Source organism: Mycobacterium sp. SMC-21 (assembly GCF_045310825.1).
Lineage (GTDB): Bacteria > Actinomycetota > Actinomycetes > Mycobacteriales > Mycobacteriaceae > Mycobacterium.
In genome coordinates this window covers 378,192-394,041 of sequence record NZ_JBJIAO010000001.1, presented here as the reverse complement: position 1 = coordinate 394,041, position 15,850 = coordinate 378,192, and the positions used below count along the sequence as shown (strand labels likewise).

Annotated in this window: 14 protein-coding genes; 5 read left to right on the top strand and 9 right to left on the bottom strand. The window is 67.8% G+C overall.

The genetic code is table 11. The features are described from left to right. Positions 1–189: 189 nt before the first annotated feature. Positions 190–1,356: a DUF1942 domain-containing protein gene (locus tag ACJH6H_RS01880; RefSeq protein ID WP_406774123.1), complete on the top strand. Its 1,167-nt coding sequence runs from the start codon at positions 190–192 to the stop codon at positions 1,354–1,356. A gap of 79 nt (positions 1,357–1,435) precedes the next feature. Here ACJH6H_RS01880 and ACJH6H_RS01875 read toward each other — a convergent pair whose 3' ends face one another. From ACJH6H_RS01875 to ACJH6H_RS01835, 9 genes are all read right to left on the bottom strand, one after another. Beyond that, a complete protein-coding gene (locus ACJH6H_RS01875) occupies positions 1,436–2,197 on the bottom strand; it encodes a hypothetical protein (protein ID WP_226519794.1) in 762 nt (253 codons plus the stop codon). A gap of 16 nt (positions 2,198–2,213) precedes the next feature. Next, positions 2,214–3,338: a hypothetical protein gene (locus ACJH6H_RS01870; RefSeq protein ID WP_138250840.1), complete on the bottom strand. Its 1,125-nt coding sequence runs from the start codon at positions 3,336–3,338 to the stop codon at positions 2,214–2,216. Between the two features lie 92 nt (positions 3,339–3,430). Next, positions 3,431–5,221 (bottom strand): DUF2339 domain-containing protein, encoded by a 1,791-nt coding sequence (locus ACJH6H_RS01865; RefSeq protein WP_226519795.1) that lies wholly within the window; start codon positions 5,219–5,221, stop codon positions 3,431–3,433. Positions 5,222–5,329: 108 nt separating this feature from the next. Next, positions 5,330–6,484, bottom strand: coding sequence for a lipid-transfer protein (locus ACJH6H_RS01860; RefSeq protein WP_226522271.1), 1,155 nt, complete (start codon positions 6,482–6,484; stop codon positions 5,330–5,332). A 2-nt stretch (positions 6,485–6,486) separates the two neighbouring features. Beyond that, positions 6,487–6,912, bottom strand: coding sequence for a MaoC family dehydratase (locus tag ACJH6H_RS01855; protein WP_406774122.1), 426 nt, complete (start codon positions 6,910–6,912; stop codon positions 6,487–6,489). Continuing rightward, the gene (locus ACJH6H_RS01850) at positions 6,894–7,874 is read right to left on the bottom strand and encodes a bifunctional MaoC family dehydratase N-terminal/OB-fold nucleic acid binding domain-containing protein (RefSeq protein WP_406774121.1); all 981 of its coding nucleotides are present in this window, start codon (positions 7,872–7,874) and stop codon (positions 6,894–6,896) included. The genes ACJH6H_RS01855 and ACJH6H_RS01850 overlap by 19 nt, the downstream gene beginning before the upstream one ends. A gap of 11 nt (positions 7,875–7,885) precedes the next feature. Beyond that, complete coding sequence (fadE29, locus tag ACJH6H_RS01845; protein WP_406774120.1) at positions 7,886–9,049, bottom strand: acyl-CoA dehydrogenase FadE29; 1,164 nt, start codon at positions 9,047–9,049, stop codon at positions 7,886–7,888. Then, positions 9,049–10,053: an acyl-CoA dehydrogenase family protein gene (locus tag ACJH6H_RS01840; protein WP_293017983.1), complete on the bottom strand. Its 1,005-nt coding sequence runs from the start codon at positions 10,051–10,053 to the stop codon at positions 9,049–9,051. The genes fadE29 and ACJH6H_RS01840 overlap by 1 nt, the downstream gene beginning before the upstream one ends. A gap of 48 nt (positions 10,054–10,101) precedes the next feature. Then, complete coding sequence (locus ACJH6H_RS01835; RefSeq protein ID WP_064859670.1) at positions 10,102–11,373, bottom strand: cytochrome P450; 1,272 nt, start codon at positions 11,371–11,373, stop codon at positions 10,102–10,104. Positions 11,374–11,530: 157 nt separating this feature from the next. On the opposite strand from ACJH6H_RS01835, the gene ACJH6H_RS01830 reads away from it, so the two are divergent. The 4 genes from ACJH6H_RS01830 (at position 11,531) to ACJH6H_RS01815 (ending at position 15,805) form a co-directional block, all read left to right on the top strand. Then, entirely contained in the window at positions 11,531–12,682 is a 1,152-nt protein-coding gene (locus ACJH6H_RS01830; RefSeq protein ID WP_293017986.1) for a steroid 3-ketoacyl-CoA thiolase, read from the top strand. Between the two features lie 22 nt (positions 12,683–12,704). Then, complete coding sequence (locus ACJH6H_RS01825; RefSeq protein ID WP_293017988.1) at positions 12,705–13,199, top strand: nitroreductase family deazaflavin-dependent oxidoreductase; 495 nt, start codon at positions 12,705–12,707, stop codon at positions 13,197–13,199. 187 nt (positions 13,200–13,386) lie between these two features. Next, positions 13,387–14,790 carry a histidine phosphatase family protein gene (locus ACJH6H_RS01820; protein WP_244872756.1) on the top strand — a complete coding sequence of 468 codons (1,404 nt, stop codon included), beginning with the start codon at positions 13,387–13,389 and terminating at the stop codon, positions 14,788–14,790. A gap of 97 nt (positions 14,791–14,887) precedes the next feature. Further along, positions 14,888–15,805: an LLM class F420-dependent oxidoreductase gene (locus ACJH6H_RS01815; protein ID WP_212807225.1), complete on the top strand. Its 918-nt coding sequence runs from the start codon at positions 14,888–14,890 to the stop codon at positions 15,803–15,805. Positions 15,806–15,850: the final 45 nt, after the last annotated feature.

Sequence of the window (15,850 nt, the reverse complement as noted above, 5' to 3'; positions counted from 1 at the left end):
TTCATCATCGGAAGACCTCGACCCCTACCTAGGCAACGACGCGCCGACCACCTCTACACCCTCAACTGCGAAGAGCCGCTTAACCTGCTAGCTTTCGTAGTAGTCAGTAATTATCCAATTACTCGTGACTCAACTTCCGTGGGGGAAGCCGCCCGTCGGACGACTTGGAGACAAAGGAGCCACATCATCATGAGTACCCGCAAGATCACCATCGCCATCGGCGCAGCCGCCGCATTCGGCCTGATCGCGACACCGTTCGCAGTGGCCGACCCCGCCCAGCCCGCAGGGGTGACGTCCGCCCCCACCACGGTGGCGTTCGGCTCGGACGGCAAGCTCGTCGACGGGAACACCGTCGCGGAATGGCAGATCAGCAACCTCAAGCCCAGCACCGACGTGTTGTCGCAGCACCTCAACGGCACGCTCTGGGAAGCGACGGCCGAGTACTCCGCTGAGCGCGGTAGCTCCCAGCCGTTCGTGCCGAACCTGAACGCCCGCACCGCCGACGGTGATAACTACCGCGTGCTGTGGGGCGCTGCCACGCCGCAGGGCCTCAACCCCGCCGGCCTCTCCGAGGGACAAGAGTCCAAGGGCAAGGTCTACTTCGACGTGACGGGCGCCGCTCCGACCAGCGTCGTGTACACCGACGGTGACCGCGAGGTGCTCAAGTGGCAGGGCACCGAAGCCGCCACTGGTGCCGCCCCGGCCGCCGCTCCGGCTCGTGGCACTGCCCCGGCCGCCACCCCGGCACCCGCTGCCGCCCCCGCCGCCGCGCCTGCTGCCGCCCCGGCGGCCGCTCCTGCCGGTCTCGGCAGCGCCGTGCCCGGCGCCACCCCGGCCGGTTCGGTTCCCGCCGCCGCTGGCACGCAGCCTCCGGCCGGCACCACCACCGGTCAGGTTCCGGCGGCGACGCCGAACGGTGAGACCCCTGCCGCCACCCCGGCCGGTACTCCGGCTCCGGCCGGTACTCCGGCTCCGGCCGGCACCCCGGCGGTTGCTCCGGCCCCGGCCGGCACCCCGGCTGCTGACGCTCCGGCTCCGGCCGGCGCCCAGGCTCCGGCGGGCACTCCGGCCGGCACCCCCGCGGGTAGCCCGGCCACGCCTCCGGCCGCCGGCCAGGTCCCGGAGGCTGCTCCGGTTCCCACCGCCGCTGAAAGCGGCCCCGGCACTGCTGCCACTGCCGGTGGCGCCGTCTCGCAGGCTCCGCTGACCCCGGCGCCGGCTCCGGCCCCGAGCCAGGCCATCGCCGGTCAGCCGGCCTCCAGCGCGGGTCAGGGCACCACTGCCCCGGCCGGTAACCAGCAGGCCGCTCCGGCTGCGCCGGTCACCCCGACCCCGGCGCCGGCCCCGGCTTCCTAACGGTCAACCATTGAATTGGGGCCAGTCGCGATTCTCGCGACTGGCCCCAATTTCTTTGTCTGGCTTGTTGTTTCGGTAACTACATCTGACGGCCGACGTCACCGCCACGCTGCGGCGGCGGGGCCACGGGCGCGACCGGCGCCGGACCGGCATTGTGCGAACCCGCACTGGGACCCGCCACCGGCGGGGCCGCCTGAGCCGGAGCGGACGTGTGCCGACGGGAGTCGCGGGCGTCCTGCTGGGCCTCGCGCCGATCCTGCTGCGACTGCCGGTTGTCCTGTTGTTGCTGGCGAGCGTCCTGTTGGGACTGCCGGTCGTTCTGCTGGTTCTCCCGGGCATCCTGCTGCGCCTGACGCTGCTCGGGCGACATGGGCGCACCGCCGCCGGCCGGCCCACCGGGCTGGCCCTCCGGCGGTTCGCCGCCCGGCATGCCGCCTTCCTTGCCGCCGCCCTTGCCCATGGCCTGCTGGATCATCTGCCCGAACTGGCCGGCCTGCTGGCCCATCTGGCCCAGGCCGCCACCCTGGCCCGCCATCTGGCCCGCCTGCTGGCCCATCTGACCGAGCTGGCCGAGCATCTGACCCATCTGGCCGACGCCCTCGCCGCCCTTGCTGTCGGCGTTGTCGTAGGCCGACTGGGCCATGCCGACCTTGCCGGAGAACATGCCCTCCTTGGCCTGCAGCGAGGCCACATTGGCGGTCATGTCGGCTGCCATGGCCGGCAGGACCGCGGCGATCGTCGCGCTCATGGCGTCCTCGCCGGGCTGGATCATCGGCATCTCGGGCAGCTCGACGGAAGCCGCGTTCCAGCTGATGTTGTCCGGTGTCTGCATCATCGACATCAAATATCCCCCCTACTCACCAGTCGTCGTCGATGTCTTCGTCGTAGGAACCGTGTTCGAGCGCTTCGGGCACCGCCAGCTGGGTGATGCGGCCCCCGCCGCCACCACCTTCGCGGTGCCCCATGCCGCCCATGGCACCCATCGCGCCGCCTGCACCCGCGGCGGCGGCAACCGGAGCCAGGCCGCCGGCACCCATGCCGGCCGCGGCGCTCGCCGGCATCACCCCGGGTCCGGCTGGACCGGGGCCGACCATCTTGGCCAATAGCGGCGTCTGCACCGAGGCCGCGCCCACACCGCCGCCGCCACCGCCGGGCATGCCGCCCTTCATCAACCCCGCGCCGTGGGCGGCCCCGGAACCGCCGGCCAGCGGATGATTCGAGAACGCGCCGAACGGCGACGCGCCGAGGCCGGCCTTGCCCTGACCGCCGCCGGAGAACAGGGACGTCAACTGCTGCAGCGGCTGCGAAAGTTGTTGCAGCGGTTGCATGGCCTGCTGCGGCAGCTGCCCGAGCATCTGCGGGAGCTGACCGGCCATCTGCATCATCTGGCCCATCATCTGGCCCATCTGGTCACCGCCCTTGCCCGCCGACTCCGCGGTCTTCTGCGCGGTCTGCGCCACCTGCGGCGGCACGCCGGCCGTCGGGATGCTCGGGGGCGCACCGACGAAGTTGGCCACCTCGGTGGCACTCGCGGTCACCGCGGCGATGTTCTGGGACAGGCCCATCTTGATCCGGCTCTGGATCAGCTCCTGCACGTTGGGGAACGGCGCCGCCGACAGGGCCATGCACTCCGCTTGGACTTCCTCGGCGGTGGCGTTGACCAGGTTCTTGGTCTTGACGACTGCAGCCGCCATGGACTGCAGCTTCGCGGCGATTGCCGCCGCCTGCGCACCATTGGCCTCGTGGCCGCCGATGATGGTGCCGGCCTCGCCCGCCGCCGCCAGCGAGGCCGCGCCCTGCCACTGGTCGGTGAGGTTCATCAGCTGGCTGGTCTGCTGGGGCACCACTGATCCGCTGATCTTGGTGGCCAGCTTCGTATAGTGGGCGGCAGCTTCTTCGAGCTGTTCCTCATTGACGTTGGGCCACCCCGGGCCCGTCACCGTCTGCGATCCGAACGGACTGCTGTCCGGCTGAATCCCCATAGACACGGCCCCCTTCCCCAGACATACCGCGTCGGTTCGAGCCTACCGCCCCGACGGCCACCTACCCGACGCAAACTGTCGGTGCGGCCGGTCTACGGATTCGGCTGATCCTGTCGGGCGAGCAGCCGGGCATAGCCGGTCCCCATGGCCAGCAGCACGAGCCCGACGACGATGAACACCGCCACCCGGAACATGCCGCTCAGTGTTCCGAGATCGAACAGGAAGAGCTTGGCCATCGCAGCGGCCACCAATGTCAGGCCACCGCCGATGGGTAGGGACCGCTGCGCCCTCGGTTGGCGCGCCGCGTACGCGAACAACGCGGCCGCCACGGCGATCCAGCCGATCGTCGCGACCATGTGACCCGCGAGGAAACCGCCCTTCACACCGCCGATCAGCACGCCCGCGGTGACGGTCGACATCGTCGACGCGTAGGCGGCGACCACGACCGCGCCCGCCCACATCAGCCGCAGTTCGTCGTCGTCACGCCTGCCGGTCCACGACCACACCACGGCCACCGCACTGGCCACCGCCAGGATGCTGGCGATGACGGTGGACACGGCGCTGTGCGCAGTCAGCTCCACCGCGCGGAACAGCAGGTCCGGCGGCGAGTAGCTGAGATAGACGGCACCGCCCACGGCCCCGAAACCGGCAGCGACCCAGCGCGCGATGGCGTCGCGACGCCCGGCGACGGCCACCACGACCGACATCGCGAGCAACACGGCGCCGCCGGTCCTGCCGCCGAAGGCCACCAGCACCGCCACCAGCGCGCAGACCGCCGCCACCGCCGACCAGATCCGCCGCACCACGCCGGCGACGCCGGGCAGTCGGCTACCGGCCAGCACGACGGCCAGGAACAGGGCCGCCACCGCGGCGATGATCGACGCGGCGATCAGCGGACCGACCACCGCCGAGACGAACAGCACCGGCAACGCACCGCCTGCCGTGGCCAAGCCCAGCAACGAACGGTTGGACGTCGTGGGCAACAGGAGCACCGCACCGCCGACGGCCAGCACTGCTGCCGCCGCGCAGGCCCCCGCGAGTCCCGGATTCCGGTCGGTGCCGAACGCCGCAGAGGCCAACGCCACCAGCATGGGAAAGGTGCAGGCGGCAGTGCGGGCCACGAACATCGCTACCCAGTCCTTGCCGAATTGCACCGGCAGCGACGCCGCGGACAGCGCCAGCATGAACCCGATCAGCAGCAGCGAGACGCCGTCGGCCACCACGGGCGCCAGCACGGCCAGGGGCACGAGCACCAACAGTGCGAGCTGCTGGGAATCCCAGCGCCGGGCCAGGGTCAGGCCGCCGCCACCTATCACCGCCGCCAGCACCAAACCGACCGGCGCAGAAAGCCATTCATAAATCGTGGTGACCGCCACGACGTCGATGTACGCCGCGGCGATACCGGTGGCGGCCAGGGCAACCGCGCCCACGGTGCCGCCGGGGCGCGTCTTCAGGCGGGCCGCCCCGAACACCAGACCCGCAGCCAGGACGGCCCCCGCGCCGACGCGGAACTCGGGCCGCAGCAGGCCGGCCTGCGCGGCGAGCACCAGCAGCAGGGCGACGCCGATCAGCGTCACCGCGACACCGGCGGCGGCCAGCGCCTTGCCGATCCAGCCGTCCGAGCGCTCGGGTCGCGGTTGCGGTGCCGGCTGCGGCGTCGGCGGAGGCGTCGGTAAAGGCGTCGGTCCCGCAACCGGCGCGGTCTGGGGCGGCTGCCAATACTGTTGCGGCGCCGCATACGTGACGGGCTGCGCGGCCGGCTGCTGGTAGGCCATCGACCGATCCAGTTCGGTGAGGCAGGCCGACACCCATGCCAGATGATGGGAGATCGCTGCGACATCCTGGGAGAGCCGGGCAACCATCGCCCGCTGCGGTTCGGTCATGCAGGTCATCATCGCGCCGAGCCATTGGAGTTCGGATGAGTAGGACTACCCGCATTGAACGCAAAACTGCCCCCATTCCGTAGAAGGGGGGCAGTTTGCGAGGAGAACTCAGCCCAGGATCAGGCCTGACGTCGGGACGCCGGTGCCGGCGGTGACCAGTACGTGCTCGACATCGGGCACCTGGTTGACCGAGGTACCACGCAGCTGCCGCACACCCTCGGCGATGCCGTTCATGCCGTGGATGTAGGCCTCACCGAGCTGACCGCCGTGCGTGTTGATCGGCAGCTTGCCGCCGAGCTCGATCGCACCGTTCGCAATGAAGTCCTTGGCCTCGCCCCGGCCGCAGAAACCGAGCTCTTCGAGCTGGATCAGGGTGTACGGGGTGAAGTGGTCGTACAGGATCGCCGTCTGAATGTCGTTGGGCGTCAAGTCACTCTGACCCCACAGCTGCTTGCCGACCAGACCCATCTCGGGCAGACCGAGCTCGTCGCGGTAGTACGAGTACATGGTGAACTGGTCTTCACCGGCGGCCTGGGCCGCCGCCTCGACGACGACCGGACGCTGCTTGAGGTCCTTCGCGCGCTCGGGCGTGGTGACGACGATCGCGACACCACCGTCGGTCTCCTGGCAGCAGTCCAGCAGCCGCAGCGGCTCGGCGATGAAGCGCGAGTTCTGGTGGTCCTCGATGGTGATCGGCTTACCGTAGAAATGCGCCTTCGGGTTGGTCGCCGCGTGCTTGCGGTCGGCCACCGATACCACACCGAAATCGGCACTGGTGGCACCGTATTCGTGCATGTAGCGTTGCGCGACCATGGCCACCGAGGCGGCCGGGGTGCTCAGCCCGTGCGGGTAAGACCAGCTGTACTCGACACCGCGGGAGTCGGCGTTGACGGTCAGACCCGTCATCACCTGGCCGAAGCGGTGCTCCGAGCGTTCGTTGAAAGCCCGGTATGCCACAACGACTTCCGCGATCCCGGACGCCACCGCCAGCACGGCCTGCTGCACGGTCGCCGCGGCGGCACCGCCGCCGTAGCCGATCTGGCTGAAGAACTTCAGCTCCCCGATGCCGGTGGATCGGGCGACCGCGGTCTCCAGGTTCGAGTCCATCGTGAAGGTCACCAGACCGTCGACGTCCTTGGGCGACAGGCCCGCATCGTTCAGGGCGTCGGTGACCGCCTCGGCGGCCAGCCGCAGTTCACTGCGGCCGGAGTTCTTGGAGAAGTCCGTGGCGCCGATACCGGCGATGACGGCCTTGCCGGAGATGCTCACTGCGCGGCTCCCATCGTGAGCGTCGAGGTGGCGATGACGTGGTCGCCAAGGCTGTTGCTGCCCACCACTTTCAGTGTCACGAGGTCGCCCTCGACAGCGGTCACCTCACCACGGAAGGTGATGGTGTCGTAGGCGTACCACGGCACACCGAGACGCAGCTTGATCGACTTGATGATGGCGTTCGGGCCGGCCCAGTCGGTGACGTAACGCCCCACCAGACCGGTGTCGGTCAGGATGTTGACGAAGATGTCCTTGGAACCCTTGGCCTGCGCCTTGTCCCGGTCGTGGTGCACATCCTGGTAGTCCCGGGTGGCGATGGCGGTCGAGACGATGAACGTCGGGTCGCCGTAGATCGAGAGCTCGGGCAGCTTGGTGCCCACGGCGGTGCTGACAGCGGCGGCGGTCACTTTGCGGCCTCCCATGCGTACAGACTCCAGGCCGGACTGACATCGCTGTCCGGGAAGTCGAGGAACGTTGCGCTGACCGGCATTCCGATCTTCACGTCGTCATGCTCGACGCCGCGCAGCTCACCGAGCATGCGCACACCCTCTTCGAGTTCGACGAGCGCGATGATGAACGGCAGGCTCCGGCCGGGCACCTTCGGCGCGTGGTGCACGACGTAGCTGAACACCGTGCCCCGGCCCGACGAGACGACATAGTCGATCGGGGCATCCTTGTCCTGCCAGATCGCGGGCACCGGCGGGTGCTGCAGCGAGCCGTCGGGCCGCTTCTGAATCCGCAGTTCGTGCGCGTTGACGCCGTCCCAGAAGAACTGGGTGTCGCGCGACGACGACGGGCGCATCAGCTTGTCCGGGTCCAGATCGGCTGGGATGGAACCGGTTTCGGCCGCTTGCTTGCCCTGCTTGTTGGCCGGCAGGAACTTCATGATGCGCCAGTCCATGTCGGCGACTTCCTCGTCAGCTCCATCTTCATGCCTGACGTGCCAGCGGATCTTCTGGTTGACGAAGTAGCCCTCGCCCAGCGCCGTCTGCTTCGGACCGACCACGTCGGTGACCTCGGCACTGATGCTGACGCGTTCGCCCGGCTGCAGGTAGCGGTGATAGGTCTGGTCGCAGTTGGTGGCGACGACGCCGACGTACCCGGCGTCGTCGAACAACTTCATGATCCGGGCCAGCGGATCGTCGTCGGACCGGGTGCGGCCCAGGCCCATCATGGTCCAGACCTGGATCATGGCGGGCGGCGCCACGATGCCGGGGTGCCCGGCGGCCTTGGCGGCCTCCTCGTCGACGTAGATCGGGTTCTTGTCGCCGATCGCGTCGACCCAGTGGTGAATCATGGGCTGGTTCACCGGATCCCGGCTCAGGGTCGGCTTGCTGCGCCCGGATGCGACGATCTCGTCGATACCGGCCTGAAGATCAGTCATCGATCGCCCTCCTACCGCGAGACCCGCGGCACCTTGAGGCCCGATGCGGCGATCATCTCGCGCATGACCTCGTTGACCCCGCCACCGAACGTGATGACCAAGTTGCGCTTGGCCATGGTGTCCAGCCACTGCAGCACCTTGGCGGTGTGCTGGTCGGCAGGGTTGCCGAAGCGTCCCACGACCTCTTCCGCCAGCCGGCTCACTTCCTGAATGCGCTCGGTGGAAAAGACTTTCGTCGCGGCCGCATCGGCGACGGCGATGTTCTCACCGGACGAGGCGACCTGCCAGTTGAGCAGTTCGTTGAGCCGCATGATCGACTTGATCTGACCCAGCAGCCGCTTGGCCTCCGGGTTGTCCAGCGGGACAACGCCATCGGAGCCCGCCTCGGAAGCCCACGCGTGCACCTGCTCGTAGATGCCGGCCACGCGACCGGCCGGGCCGAGGCCGACGCGCTCATGGTTGAGCTGTGTGGTGATCAGCTTCCAGCCGCCGTTCTCCTCGCCGACCAGCATGTCGGCGGGCACCCGCACATCGTTGTAGTACGTCGTGTTGGTGTGGTGCGCACCGTCGGACAGGATGATCGGGGTCCACGAGTAGCCCGGGTCCTTGGTGTCGACGATCAGGATCGAGATGCCCTTGTGCTTCGCGGCCGTCGGGTCGGTGCGGCAGGCCAGCCACACGTAGTCGGCGTCGTGGGCGCCGGTGGTCCACATCTTCTGACCGTTGACGATGTACTCGTCGCCGTGCCGCACCGCGGTGGTCCGCAGCGACGCCAGGTCGGTACCGGCCTCGGGCTCGGAGTAGCCGATGGCGAAATGCACTTCACCGGCGAGGATTCCGGGCAGGAACTTCTTCTTCTGCTCCTCGGTACCCAGTAGTTGCAGCGTGGGGCCGACGGTCTGCAGGGTCACCATCGGCAGCGGGATGTCGGCGCGGTTGGCCTCGTTGATGAAGATCTGCTGCTCGATGGGCCCGAAGCCCAGGCCGCCGTACTCCTTGGGCCAGCCCACCCCGAGCTTGCCGTCGCTGCCCATCCGCTTGATGACGGCGCGGTAGGCCTCGTTGTGCCGGTCGGTCTCCATCGCCGCCGCCTCTTCGGGCGTGATCAGCGTCGAAAAGTACTCGCGCAGTTCGGATTGCAGCTTGCGCTGTTCCGCGGTCAGGTCGATAAACATCAGGCTCCCACCAGATCGAGACGGTGCGACGGACCACCGAGCAGGCGGTTCAGGTCCTTGACCGAGGAGTAGTAGCGGTCCATCGGGTAGGTGATGTCCATGCCCATGCCGCCGTGCAGGTGATGGCACAGCCGCATGGCCGGCGGGGCCTGCGAGGTCAGCCAGTAGCCCAGGATCGCCAGGTCCTCGGACGCGTCGAGCCCTTCGGACAACCGCCACACCACGGAGGTGGAGACCAGATCGATTGTCCGCGAAGCGATGTAAACCTCGGACAGCTGCGCTGCCACGGTCTGGAAGGTCGACAGCGGCCGGCCGAACTGTTCGCGGGTCGCGGTGTAGTCGGCGGTCAGCCGCAGCGCACCGGCCACCAGCCCGGCACCGAACGCGCCGATCATGGCCAGCGCCAATTCGTTCACCCGCGCGACCGTGGCACCGGCCAGCACGTCGTCGCCGGTCACTGCCACGTCGGTGAAAGTGACGACGTATTCGTCCGACCCGTTGGCGGTCGGGGTCTTCTCGACCGTCACACCGGCGGCCGTGGGCGACACCACAACGACACCACTGTCGGTGGTGACCAGCAGCCACTGCGCCGTCTCGGCATAGGGCACACCGATTTTCGTGCCGTTGAGCCTGCCGCCCGCGTAGCTGGTCGACGGCTTCTCCGGCAGCTGGTTGCCGGCCTCGTTCAGCGCGGCGGACAGCACCGCACCCGAGGCGACACCCGCGAGATACCGGTCCTGCTGCGCTTCGGTGGCCAGGTCGACGAGCGGAACCAGGGCGAGCCCGATGGTGGCCAGCGCCGGTCCGGTGGTGCCACGCCGGCCGATCTCGGTCAGTGCGGTGGCGGCCTCCGGCAGCCCCAGCCCGTCACCGCCCAAGCGGTCCGGCACCGCGAGTGCCACGACGCCACCGGAAACCAGTGCGTCCCAAGTGTTTTCCCGCTCGAGCACAGATGTCACCACATCGGCGACAGCCTGCTGCTCAGGGCTCGGTGTGAAATCCACCCGAATCCTCCTTGATTCGTGTTACCGGACTACTGCAGTCAGTCGCCGTCAGTGCTCGGCGGGGCTGGGGGTACCTCCCGCTTGCGGGGGATTACCCGTGTAGTCAACCTGCCAGTGCTTGATGCCGTTGAGCCAGCCCGACATCAGGCGTTCGGGCTCACCGATCGAAGCCAGGTCCGGCATGTGGTCGGCAATCGCGTTGAACATCAAGTTGATGGTCATGCGCGCCAGGTTGGCACCGATGCAGTAGTGGGCGCCGGTGCCACCGAAGCCGACGTGCTGGTTCGGCGTCCGCATGATGTTGAAGGTGTGCGGATCCTCGAACACCTCGTCATCGAAGTTGGCCGAACGGTAGGACATGACGACCCGCTCGCCCTTCTTGATCTTCACACCACCGAGCTCGGTGTCCTCGAGTGCGGTGCGCTGGAACGCGGAAACCGGTGTGGCCCAACGGACAATCTCGTCTGCTGCGCTCTCCGGGCGTTCCTTCTTGTACAGCTCCCACTGGTCGGGGTTCTGCGCGAAGGCGATCATGCCGTGCGTGATCGAGTTACGGGTGGTCTCGTTACCGGCCACGGCCAGCATCACGACGAAGAAACCGAACTCGTCGTCGGACAGCTTCTCGCCCTCGATGTCTGCCTGCACCAGCTGGGTGACGATATCTTCGGTCGGGTTCTTCGAGCGCTCGGCGGCCATGCCCATGGCGTAGGTGATCAGCTCGAACGACGACGCCGCCGGATCGATGTGCGCGTACTCGGGGTCCTCGCCGGCCGTCATTTCGTTGGACCAGTTGAACAGCTTGTCGCGGTCTTCCTGCGGCACACCGAGCAGACCGGCGATGGCCTGCAGCGGCAGCTCACACGAGACCTGCTCGACGAAGTCGCCGGTGCCGGAAGCGGCCGCGGTCTCGGCGATCTTCTGGGCCCGCTCGTTCAGCTCGGCCTGCAGGCGGCCGATGGCACGCGGGGTGAAGCCGCGGGAGATGATCTTGCGCAGCCGGGTGTGCTGCGGAGCATCCATGTTGAGCAGCACCGCGCGCTGCACGTCGACGGCCTCGCGGGTCATGGCCTGCGGCCACACCGGAATGGCGCCGTCGGGTGCGCTGCCGAAGATGTCGTTGCGCTTCGAGACCTCTTTGACGTCCTCGTAGCGGGTGACGATCCAGTACCCCTTGTCACCGAAGCCGCCGGTGCCGCCGGGCACGTCCACCCAGTGCACCGGCTCTGACTTACGCAGCGCGGCGAGCTCCTCGATGGGCAGGCCTTGGAGGTTCAGGTTCGCGTCCAGCAAGTCGAAGTCGGACGGGATCGGGCAGGGCATGGTGTCTCCTCGGGGAATCCAACGCCTCAGAACCAGGTTCCGAGACAAATCCTTCTAGTTCGGCGTTGCGACCATTGAAACACGCCTTCACCGCAGATAAAAGGCACGTCCCGATCGTTGCTTGTCAGAGTAATGAAACGTGTTCTAGCCTGAGCTCATGGGTAATCCTGTCATCGTTGAAGCCACTCGTAGCCCCATCGGCAAGCGAGGTGGCTGGCTGTCCGGCCTGCACGCGACCGAACTTCTGGGCGCCACGCAGAAGGCTCTCGTCGAGAAGGCCGGGCTGGACGCCGGCGACATCGAGCAGCTCATCGGCGGCTGCGTCACGCAGTACGGCGAGCAGGGCAACAACATCACCCGGCAGTCCTGGCTGGTCGCCGGATTGCCCGAACACGTCGGCGCCACCACCATCGACTGCCAGTGCGGCAGCGCCCAGCAGGCCAACCACCTCATCGCGGGACTGATCGCCACCGGCGCCATCGACATCGGCATCGCCTGCGGCATCGAAGCCATGAGCCGGGTGCCGTTGGGCGCCAACGGCGGTGGCGCGCGCGCCGCGTCATGGGACATCGACCTGCCCAACCAGTTCGAGGCGGCCGAGCGCATCGCCAACCGCCGGGGCATCACCCGCGCCGACATCGACGCGCTGGGCTTCGCCTCGCAGGCCAAGGCCAAGCAGGCCTGGGCCGAGGGTCGCTTCGACCGTGAGATCTCGCCCATCGAGGCGCCGGTCATCGACGAGAACAAGCAGCCGACCGCCGAGCTGAACTGGGTCACCCGCGACCAGGGACTGCGCGACACCACCCTCGAGGGCCTGGCGTCGCTGAAGCCGGTCATCGAGGGCGGCATCCACACGGCCGGCACCTCGTCGCAGATTTCCGATGGCGCGGCCGCGGTGCTGTGGATGGACGAGGACAAGGCGAAGGCCCTCGGCTTCAAGCCCCGCGCCCGGATCATCGCGCAGGCCAACGTCGGCGCGGAGACCTACTACCACCTGGACGGCCCGGTGCAGTCGACCGCCAAGGTGCTCGAAAAGGCGCGTATGTCGATGGCCGACATCGACCTGGTCGAGATCAACGAGGCGTTCGCGTCCGTCGTGCTGTCCTGGGCTCAGGTGCACAAGGCCGACATGGATAAGGTCAACGTCAACGGCGGCGCCATCGCGCTGGGCCACCCGGTCGGTTCCACCGGCTCGCGGCTCATCACGACCGCGCTGCACGAGCTGGAACGGACCGGCAAATCGACGGCGCTGATCACGATGTGCGCCGGCGGTGCGTTGTCCACCGGCACGATCATCGAGCGCATCTAGAGCGAGGAGCAGGGTCGCCACCATGGCCGACGGGGAAATGAGCGACAGGCAGCTGAAGATCCTGAATTCCAAGGGAATGCAGGTCGGCTTCAAGTGGATGTCGCGAATCAACACCTGGGCGTTCCGGGCCACCGACGGCCGGATCGGCGCCAAGTGGCGGCTGGGCTCCAAGCCCGTCGCCACGCCCCCGCCCGTCGGCATCTTGACCACGATCGGCCGCAAATCCGGCGAGCCCCGTGACAGCCCGCTGCTGTACCTGCGCGAAGGCGACCGGATCGTCGTCGTCGCCTCCCAGGGCGGTCGCGACACCCACCCGATGTGGTACTTGAACCTGGTTGCCAACCCCGAGGTGAAGTTCCAGGTGCGCGGCGAGAAGCTGCAGCTGCTCGCGCGCGAGGCCACCGATGCCGAACGCGACGAGTACTGGCCCAAGCTCGACGCCATGTACCCGGACTTCGTCGACTACCGCTCGCACACCGACCGCAAGATTCCGATCATCCTGCTCGATCCGGCCTGAGCACCGACCGAAAACTCCCCTGGACGCCCGTTGTCCAGGGGAGTTTTTCGTGGGCGGTGAACCGATCAGGCCCGGCGATCGCGCCAGCAAAGTTCTTCAGTTAATTGACGGAACGGACTAGACAGATTCATAGATGTGTACATAGTGTGGCCCTGCACACATCCAGGGCAACACTATGGAGCCGTCTATGTCATCAATGTTCCGTCGGGGGCTGTCGCACAGCCGGACATTCAAACGCGGAGCACGAGGCGCGGCCGTCCTGGTCGCGGCCGTGTTCATGTTCCTCACCTCGGCCTTCTCGGCCTGGGCCGCAACCAACATCACCATCACGTTCGTCCGGCACGGCGAATCGGCGGGCAACGCCTCGGGCCTCATCGACACCAAGATTCCGGGCCCCGACCTGACGGCGACGGGCCAGACACAGGCCCAGACCGTCGCCGGCGTCCTCGCCAACGACGGCCTGGCGCACGACGCCATCTTCGCCTCGGACATGGTGCGCACCCAGCAGACCGCCGCGCCGTACGCCACCGCGACCGGCATGCCGGTGACGGTGCTCAGCGGTCTCCATGAAGTGCAGGCCGGCATCTTCGAAGGCCAGTCGCAGGACTCCGGCTTCGCCCGCATCCTCTACGCGCTGATCCCGCTGTCGTGGGCCACCGGCAACCTCCTGATGCCGATGCCCGGTTCGCCCGACGCCAACGGCATGGTCTTCCAGGACCGATTCAACGGCGCGGTCGACGACATCTACAACAGCGGCGCACAGAACCCGGTGGCCTTCGCGCACGGCATGTCGATCATGGCGTGGACGCTGATGAACGTCGAGAACCCCGACCTCACGCTGATGCTGAAGCACCCGCTGGGCAACACCGAGATCGTCACCGTGACCGGCAACCCCGAAGACGGCTGGACCCTGGAGAACTGGGGCGGTATCGCCGTCACGCAGAACCCGGCGCTGCCCACCAAGCTGTTCGTCAACGTCCGCGACGCCGTCAAGGTGCCGCAGATGGCGCTCTACAACGTGGCGAAGGCGCTGCGGACCGGCAACATCTCCAACATCGCCAACGCCATTCGCGACGGCGTGTTCGATACCGCCAAGGCCGTCGTGAACCTCCCCGTCAACATGGTCAAGAGCGTCGTGAAGTCCGTCCAGACCGGCACCGTCTTCAAGGCGGCACCGCCGCCTTCGTCGGTGCAGGCCGTCACCCCGAATGCGGCCGCGGCCAAGGAATCCGACAGCACCGACAAGCCTGCGGTGACGCCGACGCTCGCCAAGCAGGTCTCCGCCCTGAAGCCGGCCACCACTGGCGCCAAGGACAAGACCGTCAAGACCACCAAGGTCGACGACACCCCGGCCGACACCACCAAGGCTGACGACGTCAAGGCCGGCGACACCAAGGCCGACGACGCGACCGCGGGCGGCACCAAAGCCGACGACAAGGGCACCGAAGGTCAGGGCACCAAGGTCAAGAAGGACAAGTCGAAGAAGGACAAGTCCGACAAGGCCGACAAGCCGAAGGCTGAAAAGCCGAAGGTCGAAAAGCCGAAGAAGCAGAAGAAGGACAAGGCCGCCAAGGCCGAGGCCGCCAAGTAACAACAGCAAAGAGGCTCCCCCAGAACGAGTTTCGTTCTGGGGGAGTTTTTCTTTCCGAGACGGAATGAGTGCCTCGGCAGCGGTCGTTGTCGTTGATATGCCAACCGGAGTTGTGCTGGACCCCGACCGTACTTCCCCCAATCATGTCGCTGCCGCGATCGACCAGGCCCGCGGCGCCTACAACGCCGGCGTGGGCCAGGTGTGGATCGCCCAGCAGTTCGATCACGACGCCATCTCGCTCGCCGGATACGTCGGCGCCGCGGTACCCGGCCTTGCCGTCGGCACCTTCGTCGTACCGATCAATCCGCGCCACCCACTGACGCTCGCCTCGCAGGCCCTGACCGCCCAAGCGGCCACCGGCGGGAACTTCAGCCTCGGTCTGGGTTTGGGAGCGCACGGCCCCGAACAGGTGGCTTTCGGCACCGCATGGCCCAACACCATCGGCCGGCTGCGCGAACACCTGCAGGTGCTCCGGTCGATCCTCGACACCGGCACCGTCGACTTCCACGGCGACGAATTCACCGCCGCCCCAGAGTTTCCGGTGACGGTCGCCGGCGGCACGCCCCTGCCGGTCTACGTCGCGGCCATGGGACCCAAGGCATTACGTGTGACAGGAGAATTGGCGGACGGCACGCTGCCCTATCTGGCCGGGCCGCGCACCATCGAGGAATTCATCGTGCCGACCATCTCCGAAGCGGCCAGCGCAGCCGGCAGGCCCGCGCCCAAAGTGATTGCCGCGGTACCCGTCCTGGTGACCGACGACGTCGACGAAGGCCGGACCACCGCCGCGGAGGCCCTCGAGTTCTACGCGACCATCCCGTCGTACGCGAAGGTGATCGAACGCGAAGGCGTCGACTCGGTCATCGATCTCGCGGCCGTCGGTACTGCCGCGCAGGTGTCGACTCAACTCCGCCGCTACTTCGCGGCAGGGGCGACCGATGTCGTGCTCAGTCCCCTCGTCCGCACGGGCATCGCAGCGCTCGAACCGATCTGGGATGTCGCCGCCGCGCTGTGAAGCAGACCAAAAAAGCGTCCCCGCAACATGATTGGTTGCGGGGAC

Bases quoted from the DNA above. Each gene is read 5' to 3' on its own strand.
- ACJH6H_RS01880 (WP_406774123.1), top strand. From the start codon at position 190: ATGAGTACCCGCAAGATCACCATCGCCATCGGCGCAGCCGCCGCATTC.
- ACJH6H_RS01875 (WP_226519794.1), bottom strand. From the start codon at position 2,197: ATGTCGATGATGCAGACACCGGACAACATCAGCTGGAACGCGGCTTCC.
- ACJH6H_RS01870 (WP_138250840.1), bottom strand. From the start codon at position 3,338: ATGGGGATTCAGCCGGACAGCAGTCCGTTCGGATCGCAGACGGTGACG.
- ACJH6H_RS01865 (WP_226519795.1), bottom strand. From the start codon at position 5,221: ATGACCGAACCGCAGCGGGCGATGGTTGCCCGGCTCTCCCAGGATGTC.
- ACJH6H_RS01855 (WP_406774122.1), bottom strand. From the start codon at position 6,912: ATGGGAGGCCGCAAAGTGACCGCCGCCGCTGTCAGCACCGCCGTGGGC.
- ACJH6H_RS01850 (WP_406774121.1), bottom strand. From the start codon at position 7,874: ATGACTGATCTTCAGGCCGGTATCGACGAGATCGTCGCATCCGGGCGC.
- fadE29 (WP_406774120.1), bottom strand. From the start codon at position 9,049: ATGTTTATCGACCTGACCGCGGAACAGCGCAAGCTGCAATCCGAACTG.
- ACJH6H_RS01835 (WP_064859670.1), bottom strand. From the start codon at position 11,373: ATGCCCTGCCCGATCCCGTCCGACTTCGACTTGCTGGACGCGAACCTG.
- ACJH6H_RS01830 (WP_293017986.1), top strand. From the start codon at position 11,531: ATGGGTAATCCTGTCATCGTTGAAGCCACTCGTAGCCCCATCGGCAAG.
- ACJH6H_RS01825 (WP_293017988.1), top strand. From the start codon at position 12,705: ATGGCCGACGGGGAAATGAGCGACAGGCAGCTGAAGATCCTGAATTCC.
- ACJH6H_RS01820 (WP_244872756.1), top strand. From the start codon at position 13,387: ATGTCATCAATGTTCCGTCGGGGGCTGTCGCACAGCCGGACATTCAAA.
- ACJH6H_RS01815 (WP_212807225.1), top strand. From the start codon at position 14,888: ATGCCAACCGGAGTTGTGCTGGACCCCGACCGTACTTCCCCCAATCAT.